Annotated in this window: 18 protein-coding genes and 2 pseudogenes; 7 read left to right on the top strand and 13 right to left on the bottom strand. The window is 66.5% G+C overall.

Annotated features, from left to right (window positions below; translation table 11 throughout):
* Positions 1–153: 153 nt before the first annotated feature.
* From B4U45_RS23805 to B4U45_RS23790, 4 genes and pseudogenes are all read right to left on the bottom strand, one after another.
* Positions 154–1,116, bottom strand: coding sequence for a GDP-L-fucose synthase family protein (locus B4U45_RS23805; RefSeq protein ID WP_075545357.1), 963 nt, complete (start codon positions 1,114–1,116; stop codon positions 154–156).
* Positions 1,113–2,147 (bottom strand): GDP-mannose 4,6-dehydratase, encoded by a 1,035-nt coding sequence (gene gmd / locus B4U45_RS23800; RefSeq protein WP_075545358.1) that lies wholly within the window; start codon positions 2,145–2,147, stop codon positions 1,113–1,115. Before gmd ends, B4U45_RS23805 begins: the two co-directional genes overlap by 4 nt.
* A gap of 327 nt (positions 2,148–2,474) precedes the next feature.
* Positions 2,475–3,782, bottom strand: coding sequence for a nucleotide disphospho-sugar-binding domain-containing protein (locus B4U45_RS23795; protein WP_219859521.1), 1,308 nt, complete (start codon positions 3,780–3,782; stop codon positions 2,475–2,477).
* A 162-nt stretch (positions 3,783–3,944) separates the two neighbouring features.
* Positions 3,945–5,325: pseudogene (locus B4U45_RS23790) on the bottom strand (glycosyltransferase).
* A gap of 361 nt (positions 5,326–5,686) precedes the next feature.
* Here B4U45_RS23790 and B4U45_RS23785 point away from each other — a divergent pair.
* The 3 genes from B4U45_RS23785 to B4U45_RS23775 all read left to right on the top strand — a co-directional run bounded on the left by B4U45_RS23785 (position 5,687) and on the right by B4U45_RS23775 (position 8,198).
* Complete coding sequence (locus tag B4U45_RS23785; RefSeq protein WP_371687021.1) at positions 5,687–6,892, top strand: permease; 1,206 nt, start codon at positions 5,687–5,689, stop codon at positions 6,890–6,892.
* Between the two features lie 31 nt (positions 6,893–6,923).
* A complete protein-coding gene (purU, locus tag B4U45_RS23780; RefSeq protein ID WP_075545361.1) occupies positions 6,924–7,820 on the top strand; it encodes a formyltetrahydrofolate deformylase in 897 nt (298 codons plus the stop codon).
* Between the two features lie 195 nt (positions 7,821–8,015).
* On the top strand, positions 8,016–8,198 hold the full coding sequence (locus tag B4U45_RS23775; RefSeq protein ID WP_023372216.1) for a hypothetical protein: 183 nt from the start codon (positions 8,016–8,018) through the stop codon (positions 8,196–8,198).
* 60 nt (positions 8,199–8,258) lie between these two features.
* On the opposite strand, the gene coaD is transcribed toward B4U45_RS23775, so the two are convergent.
* From coaD to B4U45_RS23745, 6 genes are all read right to left on the bottom strand, one after another.
* Positions 8,259–8,735 carry a pantetheine-phosphate adenylyltransferase gene (gene coaD, locus B4U45_RS23770; RefSeq protein WP_075545362.1) on the bottom strand — a complete coding sequence of 159 codons (477 nt, stop codon included), beginning with the start codon at positions 8,733–8,735 and terminating at the stop codon, positions 8,259–8,261.
* A gap of 238 nt (positions 8,736–8,973) precedes the next feature.
* A complete protein-coding gene (gene rsmD, locus B4U45_RS23765; RefSeq protein WP_082275208.1) occupies positions 8,974–9,528 on the bottom strand; it encodes a 16S rRNA (guanine(966)-N(2))-methyltransferase RsmD in 555 nt (184 codons plus the stop codon).
* The gene (locus tag B4U45_RS23760; RefSeq protein ID WP_219859519.1) at positions 9,525–12,908 is read right to left on the bottom strand and encodes a pyruvate carboxylase; all 3,384 of its coding nucleotides are present in this window, start codon (positions 12,906–12,908) and stop codon (positions 9,525–9,527) included. The genes rsmD and B4U45_RS23760 overlap by 4 nt, the downstream gene beginning before the upstream one ends.
* A gap of 12 nt (positions 12,909–12,920) precedes the next feature.
* Positions 12,921–13,547, bottom strand: a complete 627-nt coding sequence (locus B4U45_RS23755; protein ID WP_075545365.1) for a vitamin K epoxide reductase family protein — start codon at positions 13,545–13,547, stop codon at positions 12,921–12,923.
* A gap of 5 nt (positions 13,548–13,552) precedes the next feature.
* On the bottom strand, positions 13,553–14,314 hold the full coding sequence (locus B4U45_RS23750) for a DsbA family protein (protein ID WP_075545366.1): 762 nt from the start codon (positions 14,312–14,314) through the stop codon (positions 13,553–13,555).
* Positions 14,315–14,390: 76 nt separating this feature from the next.
* The gene (locus tag B4U45_RS23745) at positions 14,391–15,509 is read right to left on the bottom strand and encodes an alpha/beta hydrolase (protein ID WP_075545367.1); all 1,119 of its coding nucleotides are present in this window, start codon (positions 15,507–15,509) and stop codon (positions 14,391–14,393) included.
* A gap of 248 nt (positions 15,510–15,757) precedes the next feature.
* Here B4U45_RS23745 and B4U45_RS29590 point away from each other — a divergent pair.
* Together B4U45_RS29590 and B4U45_RS23740 are read left to right on the top strand one after the other, a co-directional pair.
* Positions 15,758–15,963: pseudogene (locus B4U45_RS29590) on the top strand (aldo/keto reductase); the annotation flags it as partial.
* Between the two features lie 6 nt (positions 15,964–15,969).
* Entirely contained in the window at positions 15,970–16,815 is an 846-nt protein-coding gene (locus tag B4U45_RS23740; protein ID WP_089024988.1) for an aldo/keto reductase, read from the top strand.
* A 73-nt stretch (positions 16,816–16,888) separates the two neighbouring features.
* Here B4U45_RS23740 and B4U45_RS23735 read toward each other — a convergent pair whose 3' ends face one another.
* Genes B4U45_RS23735 through B4U45_RS23725 form a run of 3 tightly spaced genes read right to left on the bottom strand, consistent with a single transcriptional unit; the run spans position 16,889 to position 21,506 of the window.
* A complete protein-coding gene (locus tag B4U45_RS23735) occupies positions 16,889–17,602 on the bottom strand; it encodes an HNH endonuclease family protein (protein ID WP_075545369.1) in 714 nt (237 codons plus the stop codon).
* Complete coding sequence (gene recG / locus B4U45_RS23730) at positions 17,599–19,818, bottom strand: ATP-dependent DNA helicase RecG (RefSeq protein WP_083044035.1); 2,220 nt, start codon at positions 19,816–19,818, stop codon at positions 17,599–17,601. Before recG ends, B4U45_RS23735 begins: the two co-directional genes overlap by 4 nt.
* A 2-nt stretch (positions 19,819–19,820) precedes the next feature.
* Complete coding sequence (locus B4U45_RS23725) at positions 19,821–21,506, bottom strand: DAK2 domain-containing protein (protein ID WP_075545371.1); 1,686 nt, start codon at positions 21,504–21,506, stop codon at positions 19,821–19,823.
* A gap of 275 nt (positions 21,507–21,781) precedes the next feature.
* Here B4U45_RS23725 and rpmB point away from each other — a divergent pair, with 275 nt between their 5' ends.
* Both rpmB and B4U45_RS23715 read left to right on the top strand, forming a co-directional pair.
* Positions 21,782–21,976, top strand: a complete 195-nt coding sequence (gene rpmB, locus B4U45_RS23720) for a 50S ribosomal protein L28 (RefSeq protein ID WP_075545372.1) — start codon at positions 21,782–21,784, stop codon at positions 21,974–21,976.
* A gap of 498 nt (positions 21,977–22,474) precedes the next feature.
* A complete protein-coding gene (locus tag B4U45_RS23715) occupies positions 22,475–23,824 on the top strand; it encodes a PPE family protein (RefSeq protein WP_240316791.1) in 1,350 nt (449 codons plus the stop codon).
* Positions 23,825–23,862: the final 38 nt, after the last annotated feature.

Here is a 23,862-nt window from a genome sequence, read left to right as displayed (position 1 = left end):
CAGGAATGTCGTGGTCCCGGGTCAGAAGTCAGCGTTCAAGATGACAACGACACAACGCCGGGCCGCTGAGTGGGAACCGTCCGGAGAATGGGCGCGAAGGCAGGTTTTCAGGCCCTCCACCTCACCGGCTCGCAACTACGAGCCAGTCAACATTCATTTTCTTGCCACGCCGGCGTTGGCCCGATACCACGCGACCGTGGAGTCGATGCCCTCGCGCAGCGTAATCCGGGATTGCCAACCCGCCTCCCGTAACACCGACACATCCAACAGTTTTCGGGGGGTTCCGTCCGGTTTCGTTGGATCCCACTCGGTTTCGCCGTTGTAACCCACCGCGCCGGCCACCATCTGGGCGATCTCGCGCACGCTGTGGTCGACGCCGGTACCCACGTTGACGGGACTGGGTCCGTCGAAGTGCTCCAGCAGGTACAAACATGCGCTCGCCAGATCGTCGACGTGCAACAGTTCGCGGCGTGGAGTTCCCGTGCCCCAGTTCGTCACCTTCGGCACGCCGCCGGCTCTGGCCTCCTCGTACCGGCGGATAAGCGCCGGCAGCAGGTGCGACGTGGACGCCGAGAAGTTGTCACCGGGTCCATACAGGTTGGTTGCCATCGCTGAGATCCAGGCCAGGCCGTGTTGGCTGCGGACCGCCTGGACCTGAAGGAGGCCCGCGATCTTGGCGATCGCGTAGGTGTTGTTCGTCGGCTCCAGCGGCCCGGTGAGCAGCGCGCTTTCCTTGATGGGCTGCTCGGCGAACTTCGGATAGATGCAGGAGGAGCCGAGGAACAGCAGCCGCGGCACCCGCGCGGCCACCGCGGCGTCGAGCAGGTTGACCTGGATTTGCAGGTTTTCGGACAGGAAATCAGCGGGATAGGTGCTGTTGGCCAGGATGCCACCGACCTTGGCCGCGGCGTCGATGATGACCTGAGGCCGCGACTCCATGATGAAGTCGAATGTCGCGGCCCGATCCGTCAGGTCGAGTTCCCGGTGGGAGCGCAGCACAAGATTGGTGAACCCCTCGGCCTGAAACTTGCGTAACAGCGCGGACCCGGCCAGCCCGCGGTGCCCGGCGATATACACCGGAGCGGCACGGTCAAGGACGCCGGTGAAGGTGTTCATTCTGGTCCGCATGCCCGGTCGGTGAGCGTCGGCTTGTCGATCCACGGCTTGCCCTCACACTCCAGCGCCGCGATGTCCGCGTCCACCATGATCCGCGCCAGTTCAGCGGTGTGTATCGACGCCTTCCACCCCAGCGATTGGGCGGCCTTGGTCGCGTCGCCGATCAGCGAATCCACCTCGGTGGGACGTAGATAGCGTTCGTCGAATCGCACATGCTTCTCCCAGTCGAGCCCGGCATGGTCGAAGGCGGTCTGGGCGAACTCGCGCACCGTGTAGCCGCGTCCGGTCGCCAGCACGAAGTCTTCCGGTTCGGACGTCTGCAGCATCGCCCACATTCCGTCGACGTATTCGGGTGCATACCCCCAGTCGCGAACTGCGTCGAGGTTGCCCAGGTAGACGTGCGACTCGAGACCGGCCTTGATCCGCGCCACGGCTCGGCTGATCTTTCGGGTCACGAACGTCTCGCCGCGCCGCGGTGATTCGTGGTTGAACAAGATGCCGTTCACCGCGAACAGTCCGTACGCCTCTCGGTAATTGCGCGTCACCCAGTACGAGTACACCTTTGCCGCGCCATAGGGCGATCGTGGGTAGAACGGCGTCTGCTCGCTCTGAGGTGGCGGCGACGCGCCGAACATCTCCGACGAGGACGCTTGATAGAAGCGGCATTCCACCCGGGAAAGCCGAATGGCTTCGAGCAGCCGGATGGATCCCATGCCGGTGGTGTCGCCGGTGTGCACCGGTTCGTCGAAGCTGACGCGCACGTGCGACTGGGCCGCAAGGTTATAGACCTCATCGGGGTCGATGGTGCTGAGCAGCGTCACCAACCGGGTGCCGTCGGTGAGATCGCCATAGTGCAAGAACAATCGCGCGTGCGGGTCGTGCCGGTCGACATAGAGGTGATCGATCCGCGCCGTGTTGAACGTCGAGGCCCGGCGGATCAGCCCGTGGACCTCATAACCCTTGCTGAGCAACAATTCGGCGAGGTAGGAGCCGTCCTGGCCGGTGATCCCGGTGATCAGCGCCCGCTTCACCGGATTGCCGCTTCCGTTGGTGCCTGCTCGTCACCACATTTCCGGCATCCCATCGTGGCCGTCTCCACTCCTTGTTATGCCTTGGCCGCTGCGGCGGGGGTCGCCGTCAGCTTGATGCGGCGTGCGTTCGCAAGACCGTCGTCGTGCCCGCTTCAAGGTACAGGACATATTCGGCCGCGCGAATCAGGTTCCCGACCCTAGTTCCATTGACCGCGGCAGACAAGTTCTGACCGTGCCGGGCGGCTTCGGCCCGGCAATCGATCGCAGGGACGGGTCGTCTGTCACCTCGCTGCGCCCTACGGTTGTTGGGGCAGAACACAGTTGCCCCTACCGCCCTTCGGTCGCGACGCCTCGGGCCGCGTTCTCGGGCCTGAGGTGCAAGGCGGTGTGGACGTGCTGGGCGAAACCGTCGAAGTCGCGGCCCAAGGCGTCGGCGAGCTGCAGGGCGGCCTGCCGATAGCCGGGGTCACCGAGGGCCTGCTGCACGGCGTCGGCCACCCGCCGGCGGCTGAGCCGTTCGGTTCTCAGCAGCATCCCGGCGCCGGCGCGCTCGAGGGCCTCCATGTTCAGGTGCTGGTCGAGGTTGCTGGCGATCCCGACCACCGGCACCCCGGCCAGCAAGGCCTGCTGCGTCGTCAGGCTGCCACCATTGCAGACCACCACCGCCGAACGGGCCGCGGCCGCCTCGCCCGGCAGGTAATCGGCGACAAACGCGTTGGCCGGCACGTTGCTCAAGTCGCTGCGATCGGCCGTGGCCGCGATCACCGTCACCGGCATATCAGCCAGCGCGTCCAGCACCACCTGCAACAGGTTCGTGCCGCCCGAAGTGCCCAGGGTCGCATAGCCGATCGGCCTGCCGGGCGGCAGCGAATCCCACCAGGGCGGCGGCCGCACCGCGGGCGACCACAAAACCGGACCCAGATACCGATGGTTGGCCGGCAGATCATAGGTCGGCACCAACTCGGGCACGTCGGCATACAGCGTGTAGTCCCCATCGGTGAAAATGCGGCACAGGTTCCACCCCAGAGTCGGCAACCCATGCCGGCGCCGGACCCAGTTGAGCGGCAGACAGTAGAGGGCGAAGATCAGCGGGCGATACAACCAGAACAGGAATGTGACCAGCCTGACGCCGAGCAGGCGCGTCCACAGCGTGTCCGGAAGCGGAAACCGGCGACGAGCGTAGGGACTCCAATAGGCGTTCGCGATGGCGATATAGGGGATGCCAGCCAACCGGGCGCTGGCCGAGAGCGACAGCCGGTTGTCGCCGACGACCAGGTCCGGCGCGATCTCGGCCAGCACCTTGCGGTCCTCCTCGACGTAGCGGCGCAACGTGCGCGTGTTATAGAAGAGTCGGCCCTGAGCGATCTTGGCCAGCACCCGCTCGCTGGGGATGGTGTAGATCGGGTGGTGCTGAAACGGGAGCGGGCCCAGCAGCTTGTTGAATCGTGGGTCGCAGGCGAAGTGGACCTCGTAACGGCTCGGGTCCAGCGACCGCGCCAGCATGTACGGCCGCACGACGTGGGACAGGGTCGCGGCTTCCCCGATGAACAGGATCCGCAGCCTGCGGGCGTCAGGATCCGAATCGTTCGGTTCGGTGCTCACCGGTGCACCATCCTCATCGCGCCCTCCAGACACCGCTCAACGACCCGACGCCACTCATGTTCGCGTCCGTTCTCACGCTGTTGGCGACCGTTGATCGTTACCCCGGGGCCGCGGCCGTAGAGTACACGCCCGACGCGTGCCCCCGAAAATCCGGGCAAACCGCGGACAGCCGGCGGCCCGGGGTGGTCGGTGGCGCTAGCCGGTCCGCAGATTTCGCTGCCAGCCGGTCGGTGACGTCACGCTGTCGGGCCTGAGGTGCAAGGCGGTGTGGACGTGCTGGGCGAACCCGTCGAAGTCGCGGCCCAAGGCGTCGGCGAGCTGCAGGGCGGCCTGCCGATAGCCGGGGTCACCGAGGGCCTGCTGCACGGCGTCGGCCACCCGCCGGCGGCTGAGCCGTTCGGTTCTCAGCAGCATCCCGGCGCCGGCGCGCTCGAGGGCCTCCATGTTCAGGTGCTGGTCGAGGTTGCTGGCGATCCCGACCACCGGCGCCCCGGCCAGCAAGGCCTGCTGCGTCGTCAGGCTGCCACCATTGCAGACCACCACCGCCGAACGGGCCGCGGCCGCCTCGCCCGGCAGGTAATCGGCGACAAACGCGTTGGCCGGCACGTTGCTCAAGTCGCTGCGATCGGCCGTGGCCGCGATCACCGTCACCGGCATATCAGCCAGCGCGTCCAGCACCACCTGCAACAGGTTCGTGCCGCCCGAAGTGCCCAGGGTCGCATAGACGATCGGCCTGCCGGGCGGCAGCGAATCCCACCAGGGCGGCGGCCGCACCGCGGGCGACCACAAAACCGGACCCAGATACCGATGGTTGGCCGGCAGATCATAGGTCGGCACCAACTCGGGCACGTCGGCATACAGCGTGTAGTCCCCATCGGTGAAAATGCGGCACAGGTTCCACCCCAGAGTCGGCAACCCATGCCGGCGCCGGACCCAGTTGAGCGGCAGGCACTGAAGAGCGAACAGCAACGGACGTTCCAGGCGGTACAGGATCCTGACCAGCCTGACGCCGAGCAGGCGCGTCCACAGCGTGTCCGGAAGCGGAAACCGGCGACGAGCGTAGGGACTCCAATAGGCGTTCGCGATGGCGATATAGGGGATGCCAGCCAACCGGGCGCTGGCCGAGAGCGAAACGCGAAGGTCGCCGACGACCAGGTCCGGCGCGATCTCGGCCAGCACCTTGCGGTCCTCCTCGACGTAGCGGCGCAACGTCCGAGCGGCGTAGAAACGGCCCTGGGTCAAGTTGCCGAGGAACCGCTCGCTGGGGATGGTGTGGATCGGGTGGTACGGAAAAGGCATCGGCCCCAGCAGCGTGTTGTACCGCGGGTCGCAGGCGAAGTGGACCTCGTAACGGCTCGGGTCCAGCGACCGCGCCAGCACGAACGGCCGCACGACGTGGGCCAGCGTCACCGCCTCGGCGATGAACAGGATTCGCACCCTGCGAGCGGCAGGATCGGGTGCGTTCGATGCGATGCTCATGCCCGCGTTCCTTCTCACGTCGCTGGCGACCGTTACACGTTACGCCGCACCCCGACGCCGTAGCGTACACGCACGACGACTCCGCGCTCGGGGAAATCCGAACAAATCCACACAACGTGGGCCCGGGCGGGTCGGTCAGCGTTCGGGCCGGCGGGGCCGACCCGCGATCTCGGTGATGGCGTTGCGAAATCCGAAAAATTCCCGGCTGCCCGTCGCCGGCGACGACGGCGGTACCCCGGCCAGGCGCGGCAACCCGGATCCCGATGCTGCCGGCGAAAAGCCATCGCGCTGGGCGTGTCGACAGAGCCTATCTCGTTGCACGCCAACGTTTTAAGAGCGGCGATGCGATGTCGGGAGCCGCGGTCCCCAGCCACCGGACGGAACCCTTGACATATACCCCATGGGGGTATATGGTCCTCAGGTGGGCGTACCCGCCCATATGATCGCCCGAACATGCAATCGAAGCGGAGGACCGGGTGGTGGACCAGGTGGTAGCAGCGGTGGACCATGCATTGGCGCTGGCGGGATCTATGACGTGGGAAATTCTGTGGGCGCTGATCCTTGGCTTCGGTTTGTCTGCGATGGTGCAGGCCGTGGTGCGCCGCGAGACGATTGTGGCCCTGATGGGCGACGACAAGCCCCGAACATTGGCGGTAGCGGCCGGGCTGGGGGCCGCGTCGTCGTCGTGCTCGTATGCGGCAGTGGCGCTGGCGCGGTCGCTGTTTCGGAAAGGCGCAAACTTCACCGCCGCCATGGCATTCGAGATCGGTTCCACCAATCTGGTCGTGGAGTTGGGCATCATCCTGGCGTTGTTGATGGGCTGGCAGTTCACCGCCGCGGAGTTCGTCGGCGGCCCGCTGATGATCATCGTGCTGGCCCTGTTGTTCCGGCTGTTCGTGCGCTCCCGGCTGATCGATGCCGCCCGCGAGCAGGCCGACCGCGGACTCGCCGGCTCCATGGAAGGTCACGCCGCGATGGATATGACGGTCGGCGGAGAAGGCTCGTTTTGGCGGCGGCTGTTTTCCGGGCGGGCCCTTACCTCGGTGTCGCACGTGTTCGTCATGGAGTGGGCGGCGATCCTGCGGGACCTGATCGTGGGCTTGCTGATCGCCGGAGCCATCGCGGCGTGGGTTCCCGAAACCTTTTGGCAGCACTTCTTTTTGACTGACCATCCGGTCTGGTCGGCGCTGTGGGGACCGATCGTCGGCCCCTTCGTCGCAATCGTTTCATTCGTCTGCTCGATTGGCAATGTGCCACTTGCAGCGGTGCTCTGGAACGGTGGCATCAGCTTTGGCGGCGTCGTCGCGTTCATTTTCGCCGACCTGTTGATCTTGCCGATCTTGAACATCTATCGGAAGTACTACGGGACGAAGATGATGCTCACGCTGCTCGGCACCTTCTACGCCTCGATGGTCGTCGCCGGATACCTTGTCGAATTACTTTTCGGCACAGCCAATCTCATTCCGAGTCAGCGCAGCGCTGTGGTCATGCACGCCGGCATTTCGTGGAACTACACCACCTGGCTCAACATCGTCTTCCTCGTCATCGCAGCGATCCTGGTGATCCGGTTCGCCGCCACCGGCGGGATCCCGATGCTGCGTATGATGGGCGGCTCCCCCGACTCGCAAAGCCATCAGCACGACCACAGCCATCACTGCCACTAACGCTGCGGGCGGCGTATCCTGGCCTGCGGCAATGTCTGATACCTATCCGCCGCCGCCTGGCGGTCCGCCACAGCCGGCCGATATCGGCCGGCTGTTGCTGCGTTGCCACGACCGCCCCGGAATCATCGCCGCGGTGAGCGGGTTCTTGGCCCGAGCCGGCGCGAACATCATCTCCTTGGACCAGCACTCCACCGCGCCGGAGGGCGGAACATTCTTGCAGCGCGCGATCTTCCATTTACCCGGGCTGACTGCGGCCATTGACGAGTTGCAACGCGACTTCGGCGAATCCGTGGCCGGCACGTTCAACATCGATTACCGGTTCACCGAGGCCGCCAAACCCAAACGGGTCGCCATCATGGCTTCCACGAGTGATCACTGCTTGTTAGACCTGTTGTGGCGCAACCGTCGCGGCGAGCTGCAGATGTCTGTCGTCATGGTGATCGCCAACCATCCTGAGCTGGCCGACCATGTTCGCCCGTTCGGGGTGCCGTTCGTGCACATCCCCGCCACCCGCGACACCCGCGCGGAAGCCGAGCAGCGGCAGCTTCAGTTGCTCAGCGGCAACGTCGATTTGGTGATACTCGCCCGGTACATGCAGATACTCAGCCCAGCATTCCTGGCCGCAATCGGCTGCCCGCTGATCAACATTCACCATTCGTTCCTTCCCGCCTTCACCGGCGCGGCCCCCTACAAGCGCGCACGGGAACGCGGCGTCAAGCTGATCGGCGCGACGGCTCATTACGTGACCGAGGTCCTGGACGAAGGCCCGATCATCGAACAAGACGTCGTTCGCGTCGATCACAATGACACCGTCGAAGACCTGGTGCGGGTCGGCGCCGACGTCGAGCGCGCGGTGCTGTCCCGCGCCGTCCTCTGGCACTGCCAGGACCGGGTCATCGTGCACCACAACCAGACCATCGTCTTCTGACCACCCGCTGGTCCGTGCGGTAACCGTACGCACGGTGACCGGCCTCCGCGGACCCGGGCGCCGTCGGGGTGCGGCGACGCGTCCAAGGATCCCCCAAGGTTTCGCCAAGCGGCCGCCGTCAGTCTTTCTGCAACGGCCACGGCCGCCACCCGAAATCGCATTCAAGCAAAGACAACAACGCAAAGAGAGGTATCAATGTCGACCACCCGTCTCCGCGCCCTTGCCGGAATGTCCCTGCTGGCCTCGGCCATCGGCCTGGCCGCGCTGGGAGCCAGTGTCGGCGCCGCCGACCCGGCGCCCAGCCACCAGGCGTACGGCACCTACACCTGTTACGACTACGCGACGCAGACGTTCTACGAATGCTTTGACCCCAGCTAGTTATCGCCAGCCCGCACGCCGACGGGCCCGGTCCGCTCCCCGGGCCGGGCCCATTTGGGTTCAGCCGGAGAGCTTTTCGCGCAGTCGCCGGTTCACCGGCTCGGGCAGCAACTCCGACACATCGCCGCCGAGCATCGCCACCTCTTTGGCTAGCGACGACGACACGAACGAATACCGCGGCGCGGTCGCGACGAAAAAGGTGTCGACGCCGGCGATGTGCTTGTTCATCTGCGCCATCTGCAACTCGTATTCGAAATCGGTGCCGGTGCGCAGACCCTTCACGATGGCGTTCATCCCCCGGGACCTGACGAAGTCGACCACCAGGCCCTGTCCGGCCTCCACCCGCAAGTTGGGCAGGTGCGTGGTCGACTCGTTGATCATCGCGATCCGCTCGTCCAGGTCGAACATGCCCTTCTTGGTGGGGTTGGTCAGGATCGCGACCACCACCTCGTCGAACTGGGCCGCGGCGCGTTCGAAAACGTCGATGTGGCCCAACGTGACCGGGTCGAATGACCCCGGGCATACCGCGCCGCTCATGACCCGCGCCGGCGACGAGGCAGAACGACGTGATGCCGAGAAGCGGCGCCCATGAGACGCGGCCGGCGACGAGGCAGAACGACGTGATGCCGAGAAGCGGCGCCCATGAGACGCGGCCGGCGACGAGGCAGAACGACGTGATGCCGAGAAGCGGCGCCCATGAGACGCGGCCGGCGACGAGGCAGAACGACGTGATGCGGCTGAGCGGCGCCCATGACACCAGACGCTAGCAGCCAGTTCAGCGCCGCTCGGCCAACTCCAGCCGGGTGTCGCCGTAGACCCGCTCGGGCCACCCGGTCCAGCCCACCGGCCAGGTCAACGGCGCACTCGTGACCGGTCGCTCCACCACCGCGATGGTGCCTTGCCGGACCCAGCCGTGGGCGCCCAACAGGGCCAGTACGGCATCGATATCCGCGGTGCCCACGTCATAGGGCGGGTCCGCCAGCACCAGGTCCCTCGGAGCCGACGTGCCCGCTGCCAAAACGGTGGCCACCGTGCCGCGGCGCACCGTCGCACCGGCCAAACCCAGGGCCTCGATGTTGCGCCCGATGACGGCCGCGGTGCGCTGGTCGACCTCTACGAACAGTGCCGACGCGGCCCCGCGCGACAGTGCCTCCAGCCCGAGTGCGCCCGAACCGGCATAAAGGTCGAGCACGGCCAGGCCGGTCAGCTCCCGGCGGGCGCTCAGCATATTGAACAGCGATTCGCGCACCCGATCGGTGGTGGGCCTGATCCCCCTCGGGGGTACCGAGAGGCGCCGTCCCCCGGCGACTCCGCCGATGATCCGGGTCAGCTCACCACCGCCAGCAGGTCTCCGCCCTCGACCTGAGCGGTATCCGAGACCGCCACCCGCTGCACGGTGCCGTCGTTGGGGGCGGTGATCGGGGCCTCCATCTTCATCGCCTCGATGGTGGCGACGGTCTGGCCGGCCGTGACCTGGTCGCCGGCGGACACGGCGACGGTGACAACCCCGGCGAACGGCGCGGCGATATGGGTCGGATTTCCGCGGTCGGCCTTCTCGGCGGCCGGGACCGCGCTGGCAATGCTGCGGTCGCGCACCAGCACCGGCCGCAATTGGCCGTTGATAATGCACATCACCGTTCGCATACCGCGTTCGTCGGGCTCGGAGATCGCCTCCAGACCGATCAACAGTTCCACACCGCGTTCCAGCTTCACCCGGTGCTCTTCGCCCTGCCGCAACCCATAGAAGAACTGGTTGGCCGACAACTGCGAGGTGTCCCCGTACGTCTCCCGGTGTTCCTCGAATTCCCTTGTGGGACCGGGGAAAAGCAACCGATTCAACACGGCCTGCCGTTTGGGTCCCGGCACCGCCAGAGCCGCCTCGTCGTCGCCCGTCAGTTGTCCGGCGGGTTTGGCCGGCGCCCGGCCGGCCAGCGCCGTGCTGCGCAACGGCTCGGGCCACCCACCGGGCGGATCGCCCAACTCACCCCGCAGGAATCCCAACACTGAATCCGGGATATCGAATCGTGCCGGATCGGAGGCGAATTCGTCGGCGCTTACCCCGGCACCGACCAGGGCAAGGGCCAGATCACCGACGACCTTCGACGACGGGGTGACCTTGATCAGCCGGCCCAAAATTCGGTCGGCGCCGGCGTACGCCTCCTCGACCTCCTCGAACCGGTCCCCCAGACCCAGGGCGATCGCCTGCTGGCGCAGATTCGACAGCTGACCGCCCGGGATCTCGTGGCGGTAGACCCGCCCCGTCGGCCCGGGAAGGCCGGATTCAAAGGGCGCATACACTTTTCGCAGCGCTTCCCAAAAGGGCTCCAGAGCGCAGACCGCGGCAAGCGACAAACCGGTGTCGTAGTCGGTGTGTGCGGCGGCGGCCACGATCGAACTCAGCGCGGGTTGGCTGGTGGTGCCCGCCAGCGGCGCAGCGGCCCCGTCGACGGCGTCGGCCCCGGCGTGCCAGGCGGCGACATAGCTGGCCAGCTGACCGCCGGGAGTGTCGTGGGTATGCACGTGCACCGGCAGGTCGAAGCGACTTCGCAACGCGGTGACCAGCTTTCGGGAAGCGGGGGCCCGCAACAGCCCCGCCATGTCCTTGATGGCCAGCACGTGGGCGCCGGCCTCGACGACGGACTCGGCCAGCCTCAGGTAGTAGTCGAGCGTGTACAGCCGCTCACCGGGGTCAGCCAGGTCGCCGGTGTAGCACATCGCGACTTCGGCTACCGCAGAACCGGTTTCGCGCACGGCGTCGATCGCCGGGCGCATCGACTCGAGGTTGTTGAGCGCGTCGAAGATCCGGAAGATGTCGATGCCCGTGGCGGTGGCCTCGTCGATGAACGCCGACGTCACCACCTCCGGATAGGGGGTGTAGCCCACGGTATTGCGGCCCCGCAGCAGCATCTGCAGACAGATGTTCGGGATCGCCTGGCGCAGCGCGGCCAGCCGCTCCCACGGGTCTTCTTTCAGAAAGCGAAGGGCCACATCGTAAGTCGCACCGCCCCAGCACTCCACCGACAGCAGCTGCGGCATGCTGCGGGCCAGATAGGGCGCCACCATCATCAACCCGCTGGTGCGCACCCTGGTGGCCAGCAGCGACTGATGCGCGTCACGAAATGTCGTGTCGGTCAACCGGACTGCCGCCGATTCCCGCAGCCAGCGCGCGAAACCTTCGGGCCCCAATTCGGCCAGCCGTTGCTTGGAGCCAGCCGGCGGCGGGGTGTCCAGGTCGACGTCGGGCAGCTTGTCCTGCGGGTACACCTTCGACGGCCGGGTGCCATGCGGTTTGTTGACGGTGACATCGGCCAGGTAGTTGAGAATCTTGGTGCCCCGGTCGGCCGACGATCGCGCGGTCAGCAGCTGTGGCCGCTCGTCGATGAACGACGTCGTGATGAGGCCGGCCTGGAAATCGGGATCATCCAGAACCGCTTGCAGGAAACCGATGTTCGTCGACACCCCGCGAATCCGGAACTCCGCCATGGCCCGGCGCGCCCGGTTCACCGCGGTCGGGAAGTCACGGCCCCGGCAGGTGAGCTTGACCAGCATGGAATCGAAGTGGGCGCTGATCTCGGCGCCGAGGTTGGTGCTGCCGTCCAGCCGGATACCGGCGCCGCCGGGAGCGCGCAGCGCGCTGATCCGGCCGGTGTCCGGCCTAAATCCGTTGGCTGGATCCTCGGTGGTGATCCGGCACTGCAGGGCCGCGCCGTGCGGCTGGATGGCCTGCTGCTCAAGACCCAGGTCGTCGAGCGTCTCCCCCGCGGCGATGCGCAGCTGGCTGGAGACCAGGTCCACGTCGGTGATCTCCTCGGTGACGGTGTGTTCCACCTGAATCCGCGGATTCATCTCGATGAAGACGTAATCCCCGCTTTGGTCCAGCAGAAACTCGACCGTTCCGGCGCCGCTGTAGCCGATGTGGCGGGCGAACGCGACGGCATCTGCGCAGATTTTCGTCCGCAACTCGGCGGGCAGGTTCGGGGCGGGCGCCAGTTCGATGACCTTCTGATGGCGACGCTGCACACTGCAGTCCCGCTCGTAGAGGTGGATCACGTTGCCGCGGGTATCCGCCAGGATCTGCACTTCGATGTGGCGGGGACGCAACACCGCCTGTTCGAGATAGACCGTCGGGTCCCCGAACGCCGATTCGGCCTCGCGACTGGCGACTTCGATCGCCTCTGGCAGCGCGGCGCTATCGCCGACCCGGCGCATACCGCGGCCGCCACCTCCGGCAACCGCCTTGACGAACAACGGAAACCGCAAGCTCGCGGCGGCCGACACCAACTCGTCGACCGAGTCCGACGGCGCCGACGACGTCAGCACCGGCAGTCCCGCTTCCCGGGCGGCGGCGACGGCCCTGGACTTATTTCCAGTCAGCTCAAGCACTTCGGCGCCGGGGCCGACGAAGGTGATGCCCGCGGCCGCACATGCCCTGGCCAACTCGGGGTTCTCCGACAAGAACCCGTAACCGGGGTAGATCGCATCAGCGCCGGCGCGGCGGGCGGTTTCCACGATCTGGTCGACCGAAAGGGAGGCGCGCACCGGATGCCCGATTTCGCCGATCTGGTAGGACTCGTCCGCCTTGGACCGATGCAGCGAATTGCGGTCCTCGTAGGCGTAGACGGCCACCGTGCCGATACCGAGCTCGTAGGCCGCGCGAAATGCCCGGATCGCAATCTCCCCGCGATTGGCCACCAGCACTTTGGCGATCACGCTCGACCCTTCTCAGATCAGTGTCGACCAATAATTCCAGAAACGGACCATGATCTGCAGGAACACCGCGGTGAACCACAGCGTAGCGATCGACCATCGCCATTGGAAGAGCACCCGCACGACGGCGCTGTCGCGCTGTTCGAGCACCGGACGAAACGCGATCGACGCCACCACCACCAACAGGGTGATGGTGACGACCCAGACCAGCATGCAGTACGGGCACAACGCCCCGATGCGGTAAAGGCTCTGAAAGATCAGCCAGTGCACGAACCCCGTGCCGACCAGGACACCCACCGTCAGCCCGGTCCAATACCAGCGCGGCAGAGGCACTTTCGTCACCGCCAGCACACCGGTGACCACCACCACGGTGAACCCCACGATGCCGACCACCGGGTTGGGCAGGCCCAGCAGGGTTGCCTGCGGGGTGCCCATCACCGAGCCGCACGACATGATCGGGTTGAGGTTGCACGACGGCACGTAATCCCGGTCGAGCAGGACCCTGATCTTCTCCACCGTCAGCGTCATCGAAGCGAGCAGGCCGAACGCGCCGGCGATCAGCACCCACCACGCACTGGGCGCGGGTACCTGCACCCCGCCCGCTGGGTCCGGAGGCAGATCGGCGGGTTCGGCTGAGACCATCGTGGTCAAGCTGCCGGGGCGGTTGCCGCCGTGTCCATGCCCGGAATGTCGCCGACGATCTCTTTGATCTTGGCCACCAGCGCCTCCGGCGTCGACCATTCGTATTCGGTGCCGTTGATCTTGACGGTCGGCGTCGCGTGGATGTTCGCGGCCGCCGCCAGCCCGTCGACCTTGGAGAGGTACTTTCCGCTGTTGATGCAGTCGGGCACCTTGCCGACGACACCGGCTTCGCGGGCGAGTTCGATCAGCTTTGCGTTGTCGGGAAAGGTCTTGCCGACTTCGGACGGCTGGATGTCTTTGCTGAACAACGCGGTGTGGAACCGGCGGAACGCATCGATGGACTCATCGGCGACGCAGTACGCCGCGGCCGCCGCGCGCGCCGAATAATTGTCGTTGCGCGGGCTGGAAAGGATATCCACCATGGTGTAATCGGCCGCGATTGCGCCGATGTCAATGAGCCTGGATACGGTCGGCCCGAATCCGCGTTCGAAGTTCCCGCACGCCGGACACAGGAAATCCTCGTAGAACGACACCACGGCCTTGGGGTTGCTGGTTCCGGGCTGGGTGACCAGCTTGCTGGACGTCACCCGGACCGCAGCGGCCGTGGCACCGCCGCCTTTCTTGTCGTGCGAGGTGACGATGTAGAACACCAGCACAACGGCGAAGAGCACAACCAGCGCGGTGCCACCGATCTGCATCAGCCGGCCGAATTTGCCGTCGGGCGACTTCAGATCGATCCGCGGAGGGCGTTTGTTTTTTTCGGCCACGGGTTCGCGATCCTCACTTGGTGAATAGCCTGCGCTGCTGGCGCCTCTAGAGTACCGGCGGCCGTCCGGATAGGGCTCAGACCCGGCTCAGGTGCGCACGCAACGCCGAAATCAGCTCGCTCGTCGCGGTGGCACTGGCACCGCCGAGCGGAAACAGATTGAGGAAGCCGTGCGTCAGCGAACCCTCGCAACGCAGATCCACCGCGGTCCCGGCGGCCCGCAACGCCGACGCGTACTGTTCGCCCTCATCGCGCAGCGGGTCGAATCCGGCGACCACGATCAGTGCCGGCGGCAGACCTGACAGCGACTCGGCCCGCATCGGCGACACCCGCGGATCGGTGGGGTCGATCCCCGAGCCGCGCAGGTAATTGGCTTGGAACCAGTCGATATCTCGTTTGGTCAGCAAGAAGCCACGGGCGAACAGGCCCAGTGAGCGGGTCTGCGCGGTGAAGTCGGTGCGCGGATAGATCAGCCACTGCAACACCGGAGCCGGGCCTCCGCTGTCTTTGGCCAGTTGACACACGACGGCCGCCAGGTTGCCGCCCGCGCTGTCGCCGCCCACCGCAATCTGCCCGGGGACGGCACCGAGCTCGCCGGCGTGCTCGTAGGCCCAGGTGAAGGCCGCAAACGCGTCGTCGATCCCGGCCGGTGCGTGATGCTCCGGAGCCAGCCGGTAGTCGATCGACAGTACGTGGATCCCGGCATCGCGGCACGTCAAGCGGCACACCGCGTCGTGGGTGTCCAGGTCGCCGATCACCCAGCCGCCGCCGTGATAGAAGACCAGCAGCGGTGCGGCGACTCCGCCGGGCGCGCGATAGTGCCGTGCCGGGATGTCCCCGGCCGGCCCGGGCAGCGTGAGTTCGTCGACCTCCACGTGAATCTGCGGACCGCCGAATCCCAGCATCGCCTCACGCATGTTGGCACGCGAGGCGTCGGGGTCGTCGTCGATCACCAGGCCGTCGAGGCCGACGGCCCGCATGCCCGACAGCATCAGCTGCAGCGTGGGATCAAGGGTGTTGCCGTCGATCACGACGGAACGACCGCGCGTGAGAAGCCGCTTGGCCGGCCCCGGAATCCACGGGATGACTTTGACGCCCGCACCGGTGACGGTGCTCTGGATGCGACGCGTCCACCGCATCGGTACGCAGGTCACCTCGGATTGAAGGTCCGGCGTGCCGGGCAGACTTCTGGTCATGGGTTTCTCCTATTTGACGTGCTCCCCGGCATGAATGCCGGGGATTCCCGAGCGGCTACGCCGCTGTTGGAGTGCTTCCTGCTTCATTGTCTCGTGCCTTCCGAGTGGTGGAAGGACTTACCGGGGCTCCACCGGAACCGCTTTCGCGATTTCGCCCACTTTCGGGGGAGGCGTTTATTCTCTCCCCCGCCAGGCGGCGAGAATGACCATGGCGGCGGTCCCGCCGGGCGCGAGCCACTTTGCCGTGCGCGATGGCGACCCTGCGCCTGCCGATTCAACTCGGTAATATCGTGATCCCCAAGTGGGTGACCCAATACGGATAGCGAGCAACTTCGACGTGTTCGACTTCGAGCTCAGCGCCTCGACCCAGCGGCGCCATGGCCTCGAGCTCGTCGCCGATGGCGTAACCCGGCTTGGCCCTGATCCGAGAACCTTCAATTTCACAGGCAGGTGAGATGCATTGACCGGCGAGTCGGGCGCCATGATTCCCTCAATAGCTCTAAACGACGAGAACACGATGCCGGTTCTCGGCCTCGGCGTCGCGGAGTTGTCCGAGGACGAAACCGAACGGGCGGTGTCGGCGGCGTTAGAGGTCGGCTGCCGGCTTATCGACACCGCCGCGGCGTACGGCAACGAGGCAGCCGTTGGCCGTGCGATCGCCTCGTCCGGTATTCCACGCGCGGAGTTGTTCGTCACCACCAAGCTGGCCACCGCCGATCACGGTTTCAGCATGTCGCAGGAGGCTTGTAAAGCCAGCTTGGAGCGACTCGGACTGGATTACGTCGACCTGTACCTGATTCATTGGCCGGCCCCCGCGGTGGGTAAGTACGTGGATGCCTTCGGCGGCATGATCCAGTCGCGCGGCGAAGGCCATGCCCGTTCGATCGGGGTGTCCAACTTCACCGAGGAACATGTGTCGAACATCATCGACCTCACGTTCGTCACACCCGCGGTCAACCAGATCGAGTTGCACCCGCTGCTCAACCAGGCCGAGCTGCGCAAATCGAATGCGCAGCACAACGTCGTCACCCAGTCCTACACTCCGCTGGCTCTCGGCCGGCTGATGGACAACCCGACCGTGACGTCGATCGGTGGTGAATACGGCAAGACGCCCGCACAGGTGCTGCTGCGCTGGAATCTGCAACTGGGTAATGCGGTCGTCTTCCGCTCGTCGCGGCCCGAGCACATCGCCGGCGACCTCGACGTGTTCGATTTCGAATTGGCTGCCGAGCACATGGATGCGCTCAACGGGCTCAACGACGGCACCCGCATTCGCGAAGACCCGCTGACCTACAACGGCACGTAACCTCCGGCTCGCTTACCGACCGTGAATTGACGACGGCTCGTCGCTGTGGTCCGAGTTATCCGGCCGGCCACGGCTAACCCGTCGGGCAGGTGGCCGCGGCGTCGCGCAGGACGCCGGCCGACGCCTGGTCTACTGGCAGCGCGTAGCCGCGCAGCACCGCGATGAACTGGATGGCGTACTGACAGGCGAATGCGGAGTTGGGCGGCATCCACTGGGCCGGGGGAGAATCCCCTTTGTCCTGATTGGCCTGTCCCTGCACCGCCAGCAAGTTGGCCGGATCGTTGGCGAACCGCAGCCGCTCCGGAGCCGGCCAGTCGTAAGCGCCCATGTCCCACGCATAAGACAGCGGAACGATGTGGTCGATCTGCACCGATTCGCCGAACTTGGCGCCGCGCTGGAAGGCGATGGTGGTGTTGGTGTACGGGTCGCGCAGGGTGCCGGTGGCCACGGCATTCGGGCACCGCTTGGTCGGCACATAGGTCTTGTCGACCAGGTCGCGGTCGAGGATGTCGTCGCGGGTGTCGCAGCCGTTGTGCCCGCCAGGCGCGTCGTTGTCGTCGTCCCAGGCGTCGCCGAACGCGGCCCTGCGATAGTCGTAACGGTGGGTGCGCTGCGGCAGCACGGCGACCCCGGCGAGCACATCGGTACCGGGTTGGACCGTCGGCACGTCAGCGCGCGCGGCGAACTGCTCCGCGTGCCTGGCCGCCGATGAGTCCAGTGTCTGGTACGCGACCACCAAGGCCAGCAGCGCCGCCGCCGCCAGGCCCAGCAGCGTCTTGCGGTTCATGATTTGTCCAGGTATTCGATGCGGTCGGTGTCGGTGAATCGCGCTGCCAGCGACTGCAATCCGGGATGCTTGTCGGGGTCTTGGTACGCGCGGACGCAGAAGTCCCGGGCGGCCTCGAGGTACTCCCGGTGCTCGGCCAGCGATAGCAGCCGCAGGGTGATGGCCTTGCCGGACTGGTTGCGGCCCAGCACGTCTCCTTCCTTGCGCTCCTTGAGGTCGAGGTCGGCCAGGGCGAACCCGTCCATGGTCTCGGCGACCGCGCGCAGCCGCTCACCGGCCGGTGAGGACGGCGGCATCCAGCTGGCCAGCAGACACAGGCTCGGATGCGCGCCACGCCCGATGCGGCCACGCAACTGGTGCAACTGGCTGATACCGAACCGGTCGGCGTCCATCACCAGCATCACCGTGGCGTTGGGGACGTCCACACCTACCTCGATGACGGTGGTACACACCAACACATCGATCCGGCCGGCCCGAAAGGCCGCCATCGCGGTGTCCTTCTCGTCGCTCGGCAACCGCCCGTGCATGAGTCCCAATCGCAGGTTGGCCAGCTCGCCGGAACGCAATCGCGCGTACAGGCCCTCGGCGGTCTCCGAAGGTCTCGAGCCGGCGGGCTCTTTCTCCGGCTCATCGCTCTCGTCGATGCGGGGCGCCACCACATAAGCCTGGCGGCCGGCCGCGACCTCCTCGATGATGCGTTGCCAGGCCCGGCCCAGCCAGGCGGGCTTGTCCTTGACGAAGATGACGTTGGTGGTGATCGGCTGGCGCCCCCGCGGAAGTTCGCGCAGCGTGGAGGTTTCCAGGTCGCCGTAGACGGTGAGCGCGACCGTGCGCGGTATCGGCGTGGCGGTCATCACCAGCAGATGCGGGGTGATTCCGGTACGCGCCTTGCTGCGCAATTGATCTCGCTGCTCGACACCGAACCGGTGTTGTTCGTCGACCACCACCATGCCCAGGTTGTGAAACTCCACGGCTTCCTGCAGCAGCGCATGGGTGCCGACGATGATGCCGGCCTGGCCGCCGGCCACCTCGGCCCGGACTTGCTTTTTTTGCCCCGCGGTCATCGAGCCGGTCAGCAGCGTCACCCGGGTGGCGGTATCCGCCCCGCCCAGCTGGCCGGCCATTGCCAGCGGGCCCAGGACATCGCGGATCGACCGTAAGTGTTGTGCGGCAAGAACTTCCGTAGGCGCAAGCAGTGCACACTGATAACCCGCGTCGACCATCTGCAGCATCGCCAGCACCGCCACGATGGTCTTGCCCGAACCGACCTCACCCTGCAGTAAGCGGTTCATCGGGCGGGTCGCCGCGATCTCCTCGGAGAGGACGGCGAGCACCTCGCGCTGGCCCGCCGTCAGCTCGAAGGGCAGCCGGCCCAGCAACTCGGCCGCCAACCCGTCAGCGCGCGGCGGCGCCGGCGGCCCTGATTCCGACAGCTCACCGTGCCGGCGGGCGACCAGCGCCCACTGCAGCCCGACGGCTTCGTCGAAGGTCAGGCGCGCGCGGGCGCGTTGGCGTTCGGACTCGTTCTCGGCGAGGTGAATGGCCCGCAGTGCCTCGTCCTCCGAGACCAGGTCGAGCGCGGCGCGCAGCTCAGCGGGCAGCGGATCATCCACCGGGTCAAGGACTTCGAGCACCTGGCGGACGCACCTGAAAATGTCCCAGCTCTGCACTTTGGTGCTGGCCGGATAGATCGGGAAGAAGCGACGCTCGAACTCTTCCATGGCCAGTTCGCCGCTGATGGCCTTGGAGGCATCGGCGATGCTTTTCAGTGACCTGGTGCCGTGGTTTTTTCCGTCCGGCGAGTCCAGGATCAGAAACGCCGGGTGGGTGAGCTGCATGACGCCCTTGAAGAACCCGACTTCCCCGGACAGCATCACCTTTGTGTTCTTGGTGAGGTCCTTCTTGATGTAGTCCGCGTTGAAGAACGTGGCGGTCACCTTGGCGCGGCCGGTGCCGAGGGTGATGCGCAGGCATTGGCGCTTCGGCGTTTTCTTCATGGGAAACGTCATCGTTTCGGTGATGACGTCGACGATCGTGATGTGCTCACCCGCTTCGGGCCGCTCGTCGCCGGCGCCGCGCCTCGTTCCGCCTTCGACGTAGCTACGCGGGTAGTGGCGCAGCAGGTCGTCGACCGTCCTGATGCCGAACTCGTCGTCGAGCGGCTTTGCCGACGGAGCGCCCAGAACGAAGACCAGCCGGTCGCTCAGTGACACCACGGCTACTCGACCCCGATCAGCAGCACGTCGCCTCGATGCCCGGTGCGATAGGTCACCAGCTCGGTGCCCGGATGACGGTCGTGCATGTGCTTTTCCAACAGCTCACGCAGCGCGCCGGCTTCCTCGTCGTCGAGCTTTGCGCCCAACAACACCGTCACCAGATCGCCCCCGGATGCCAGCAGCAGATCGAGCAGACCGATCGCCGCCGCGGCGATATCGCCGGCGACGATCAGCACCTCGTCGCCGGCGATGCCCAGCCCGTCGCCCGGTTCACAGGTGCCGGCCCAGGTCAACGCCCGCTCGGTGGCGGTGCGCACCGAGCCGTGCCGGGCAGCACCGGCGGCGCGGGCCATGGTGTAACCGTCGTCGACGGCCTGGCTTGCAGGGTCGTGCACGGCCAGGGCAGCCAGCCCCTGAACCATCGACCCGGTCGGGACGGGCACCACGTCGACACCCCAGCCCAGCGCTGCGGTACAACCCGCCACCAGCTCCTCGACGGCGACATACCCGTTGGGCAGCACCATCACCTGGGCGGCACCGGTGTCCACCACCGCCCGCACCAACTGATGGGCGCTGATATCGGCCGCAGGTGCCGAGCCATCCGGGCCGGGTCGCAGCACGCAGGCCCCTTCTCCGGCGAACAGCTCGGCGGCGCCGTCGCCATCGACGACGGCCAGGACGGCCCGTTCCCGGGTCCAGCTGCCCGCCGGCAGCCCGTTGGCACCGGAGCTCAGCGCCGAGATCACGATCCGGCTCAATTGCCCCGCTGCAATTCCCGCTTCGACAGCGGCGCCCGCGTCGTCGGTGTGCACGTGCACCGAATAGCTCTGCGACGGTGCGGCCGCGATCGCCACCGAATCCCCCAGCTCCGCGAGCCGGTCGCGCAGCATGTCCGCCGCCGCCGCATCACAGCCGGTCAGCAGGTACATCACCTCGAACTGTGGTGCCGGCCGTCCGGCGGGCGTCTCGGCGAGCAGCTTTCGCGGCGCCGGCTCGTAGACCGAGCGGGCGGGTTTGTGCCCGGTGAGCGTCGCACGCAACGCGTCCAGCATGACCACCAGGCCCCGGCCGCCGGCGTCCACCACTCCCGCGTCGGCGAGCACGTGGAGCTGCTCGGGCGTCTTCTCCAGCGCGACGACGGCGGCATCACCGGCGGCGGTCACGGCCTGCGCCAGGGTCTCACCGGCGTCGGCGCACTGCTCAACCGCGGCGGCTGCGGCCCGCAGCACCGAAACTATGGTTCCCGCGACTTCCTCGCCGCCCATCGATGCGACGACCAGCTCGACGCCGCGCCACAAAGCGGCGGCCAGCTGGGCCGCGTCGACGGCCGACAAGGCACCGGCCGAGGCCGCTGCCGCGGTCGCGGTGACGTCGGCGATGCCGCGCAGAATCTGCGACACGATCACCCCGGAGTTCCCCCGTGCCCCGTTGAGCGCGCCGGACGACAGGGCGGCAGCGAGCCGGGCGACGTTACCCGCATTGCGGCCGTCGTCGGCCCCGGCCACCGCGTCCGCCTCGGCGAGCGCCGCGCGCATGGTGAACAGCATGTTCGCGCCGGTGTCGGAATCGGCGACCGGGAACACGTTCAGCCGGTTGATTTCGTCGATGTGGGTGATCAGGTCGCTGACGACGGTATGCGCCCAATCCCGCAGGGCCGACGCGTCCAGCGGGCGACCTGGCGTGTCCACCGTGACCCCACCTCCTCTGCGCCAGCTCCCGGTGGGCGCCAGCGTAGCCCGGCGACACTGTGGACAGTGTGCGTCGGCTGCTGTTCTGGACAGGCCATCGAGCCGGGACGACAAAGCTGCATTGAGCCTAGCCAGCGGGGGTGACAGTACTGGTCGCGGCGGATGGCGTTTTGGTGCTCGCCGACGACCCCGGCTATCCTGGGACGGCCTGGGCCAGCCGGGCCGTTCCGCCCGGGTCGCCGGACCCCCAGCAACCGACTTGAGGAGTTTGAACAATGGCCGCTGTGTGCGATATCTGCGGGAAAGGCCCCGGCTTCGGCAAGTCGGTGTCACACTCCCACCGCCGCACCAGCCGTCGGTGGGACCCCAACGTTCAGACCGTGCGGGCGGTGAGCCGTCCCGGGGGCAACAAGAAGCGCATCAACGCCTGCACGTCCTGCATCAAGGCGGGCAAGGTCAGCCGCGGCTGACCGGGTGCCGCGCGTGCCGCTGCATTTCGGCCCGTCCCGATCGGCGCGATGGATTGCGCCTCGATGAATTGCGCCGCTGCCGAAGCCTTCAGGTAAGAGCCCGCGCTAACGGGTGACCCTCCGCGCGTCAGTCTGGCGTGCGCTCTAAGCCCGGCGCCTGTGCCGGATGACGGCCCCATCGTCAAAGAAATTGCGCCACTAAAGGACTGACGTCGCGCCAGCGCCGAAAGCCAGCGGCATCAAATGAACCCACTGTCAATCGCTTCTGCCCATTGATTGATAGTGGATAGCTATTTGACAACAACCTTTGTCACCGACATCTTTTTGGCGTGTCGCCGATCACATCTCAGTAACGCCGGGAGGCGGTACACGAGACAACACCAGGCCTGTCCACCGGTAGCCGAGCGGTGGTCAAACATGGTGTGCCCGTGCGTGATCGGCCCACTGAATGCCCGTCGCAAGTAGAGGTCCAGAAATGTTGTGGGAAGAGGTTCGGCGGTGACGCTGTGCGTGGATGAAACTTTGGCCGCCGTTGCGGGTGCACCGCTGTGGCTGGCTTCGCCGCCGGAGGTGCATTCGGCCTTGCTGAGCACCGGCCCGGGAGCAGCCCCGTTGCTGACGGCCGCCGCGGAATGGGCGTCGTTGGGCGTCGACTATGCGTCGGTGGCTGAAGAACTCACCGCGGTGTTGGGCGCGCTGCGGACCGGGGCGTGGCAGGGCCCCACCGCGGAGATCTGTGCGGGGGCCTACGGGCCGTATGTGGCGTGGCTGGTTCAGGCCAGTAGCGATAGCGCCGCGGTGTCGGCAGCGCATCAGGCGGTGGCAGCCGCCTATGTCAGCGCGGTCGCAGCGATGCCAACGCTGCCGGAGCTGGCCGCCAACCACGCCACCCACGCGGTGTTGCTGGCAACGAATTTCTTTGGCATCAACACCATCCCGATAGCACTCAACGAAGCCGACTATGCGCGGATGTGGATTCAGGCCGCAACCACGATGAGCGTCTATGACGCAGCCGCCGCAGCCGCGCTGGCGTCGATGCCGCACACCCCACCGGCGCCAATCATCATCAAACCCGGCGCCGGTGTGGCCGGCGAGATCGTAGCCGGCGCTACGCACGCCGTCGGCTACCAGCCCTTTCCGATATGGCAGATTTTGTGGGACCTGATCAAACTCGTTGGCACGGAGATTCTCGCCGTTCCGTCCCTTGCAATTTTCACGCTCATGATGGCTTTCTACACACCAATTGTCTTGTTGTTTATTGGATACTTGCTCTTGATCGGCAACACCCATTTGGCGGCTGAAGCCCTTGGCTACCTAGAACTCGCATGGCTCACTGCTGGAATAGAAACCTTCGCTACTGTATTTCTTCCTTTTGTCTTCGGCTATGAAGTCGGCAATCAGGTGATCGGATGGATCAGTCAATGGATCATGGGGCTGAACCTTGGGCTTCTCCCCACTCTGCTGGGTCCGTTAGCCGCGGCGACGGCACTGCCGGTTTCGGCTGCTGCCGCCGGCCCTAGCGCGAGCGCTGCGGCGGGTATGGTCGCCACGCCTGTGGCGGGGGTAGCGGTCGGCGCGGTGGAGCCGTCGGCAGTGTTGCCACCAGCACAGTTGGTGTCGGTCGCAACGGCCGGCAGCTGCCCGCAGGCGCCGGTGCCGGTAGCGGCTTCGGATCACGGTGCGGGCGCTCTGGGGTTTGCCGGCAGCGGGCCATCAGGAGACGCCGCGCGCCCTGCCGGGTTGGCCACGTTAGGTAGTAGCGAGTCGGGGAGCGGCCCCCGGCTGCCGATGTTGCCGAATTGTTGGAATGCAAGCCTGGTCGGCCTGACCAATGTGGGATGTGTTTAGCGTAGAGAAAGAGGGCCCAACCACGGCGCCCGCAGCTC

Origin of the sequence: Mycobacterium persicum (genome assembly GCF_002086915.1) — a bacterium.
Lineage (GTDB): Bacteria > Actinomycetota > Actinomycetes > Mycobacteriales > Mycobacteriaceae > Mycobacterium > Mycobacterium persicum.
The sequence above is the reverse complement of the archived record's forward strand: the minus strand, read 5'-3'. Positions and strand labels throughout refer to the sequence as shown.

Bases quoted from the DNA above. Each gene is read 5' to 3' on its own strand.
- B4U45_RS23755 (WP_075545365.1), bottom strand. From the start codon at position 13,547: ATGGTCTCAGCCGAACCCGCCGATCTGCCTCCGGACCCAGCGGGCGGG.
- purU (WP_075545361.1), top strand. From the start codon at position 6,924: ATGTCTGATACCTATCCGCCGCCGCCTGGCGGTCCGCCACAGCCGGCC.
- B4U45_RS23775 (WP_023372216.1), top strand. From the start codon at position 8,016: ATGTCGACCACCCGTCTCCGCGCCCTTGCCGGAATGTCCCTGCTGGCC.
- B4U45_RS23735 (WP_075545369.1), bottom strand. From the start codon at position 17,602: ATGAACCGCAAGACGCTGCTGGGCCTGGCGGCGGCGGCGCTGCTGGCC.
- rpmB (WP_075545372.1), top strand. From the start codon at position 21,782: ATGGCCGCTGTGTGCGATATCTGCGGGAAAGGCCCCGGCTTCGGCAAG.
- B4U45_RS23805 (WP_075545357.1), bottom strand. From the start codon at position 1,116: ATGAACACCTTCACCGGCGTCCTTGACCGTGCCGCTCCGGTGTATATC.
- coaD (WP_075545362.1), bottom strand. From the start codon at position 8,735: ATGAGCGGCGCGGTATGCCCGGGGTCATTCGACCCGGTCACGTTGGGC.
- B4U45_RS23745 (WP_075545367.1), bottom strand. From the start codon at position 15,509: ATGACCAGAAGTCTGCCCGGCACGCCGGACCTTCAATCCGAGGTGACC.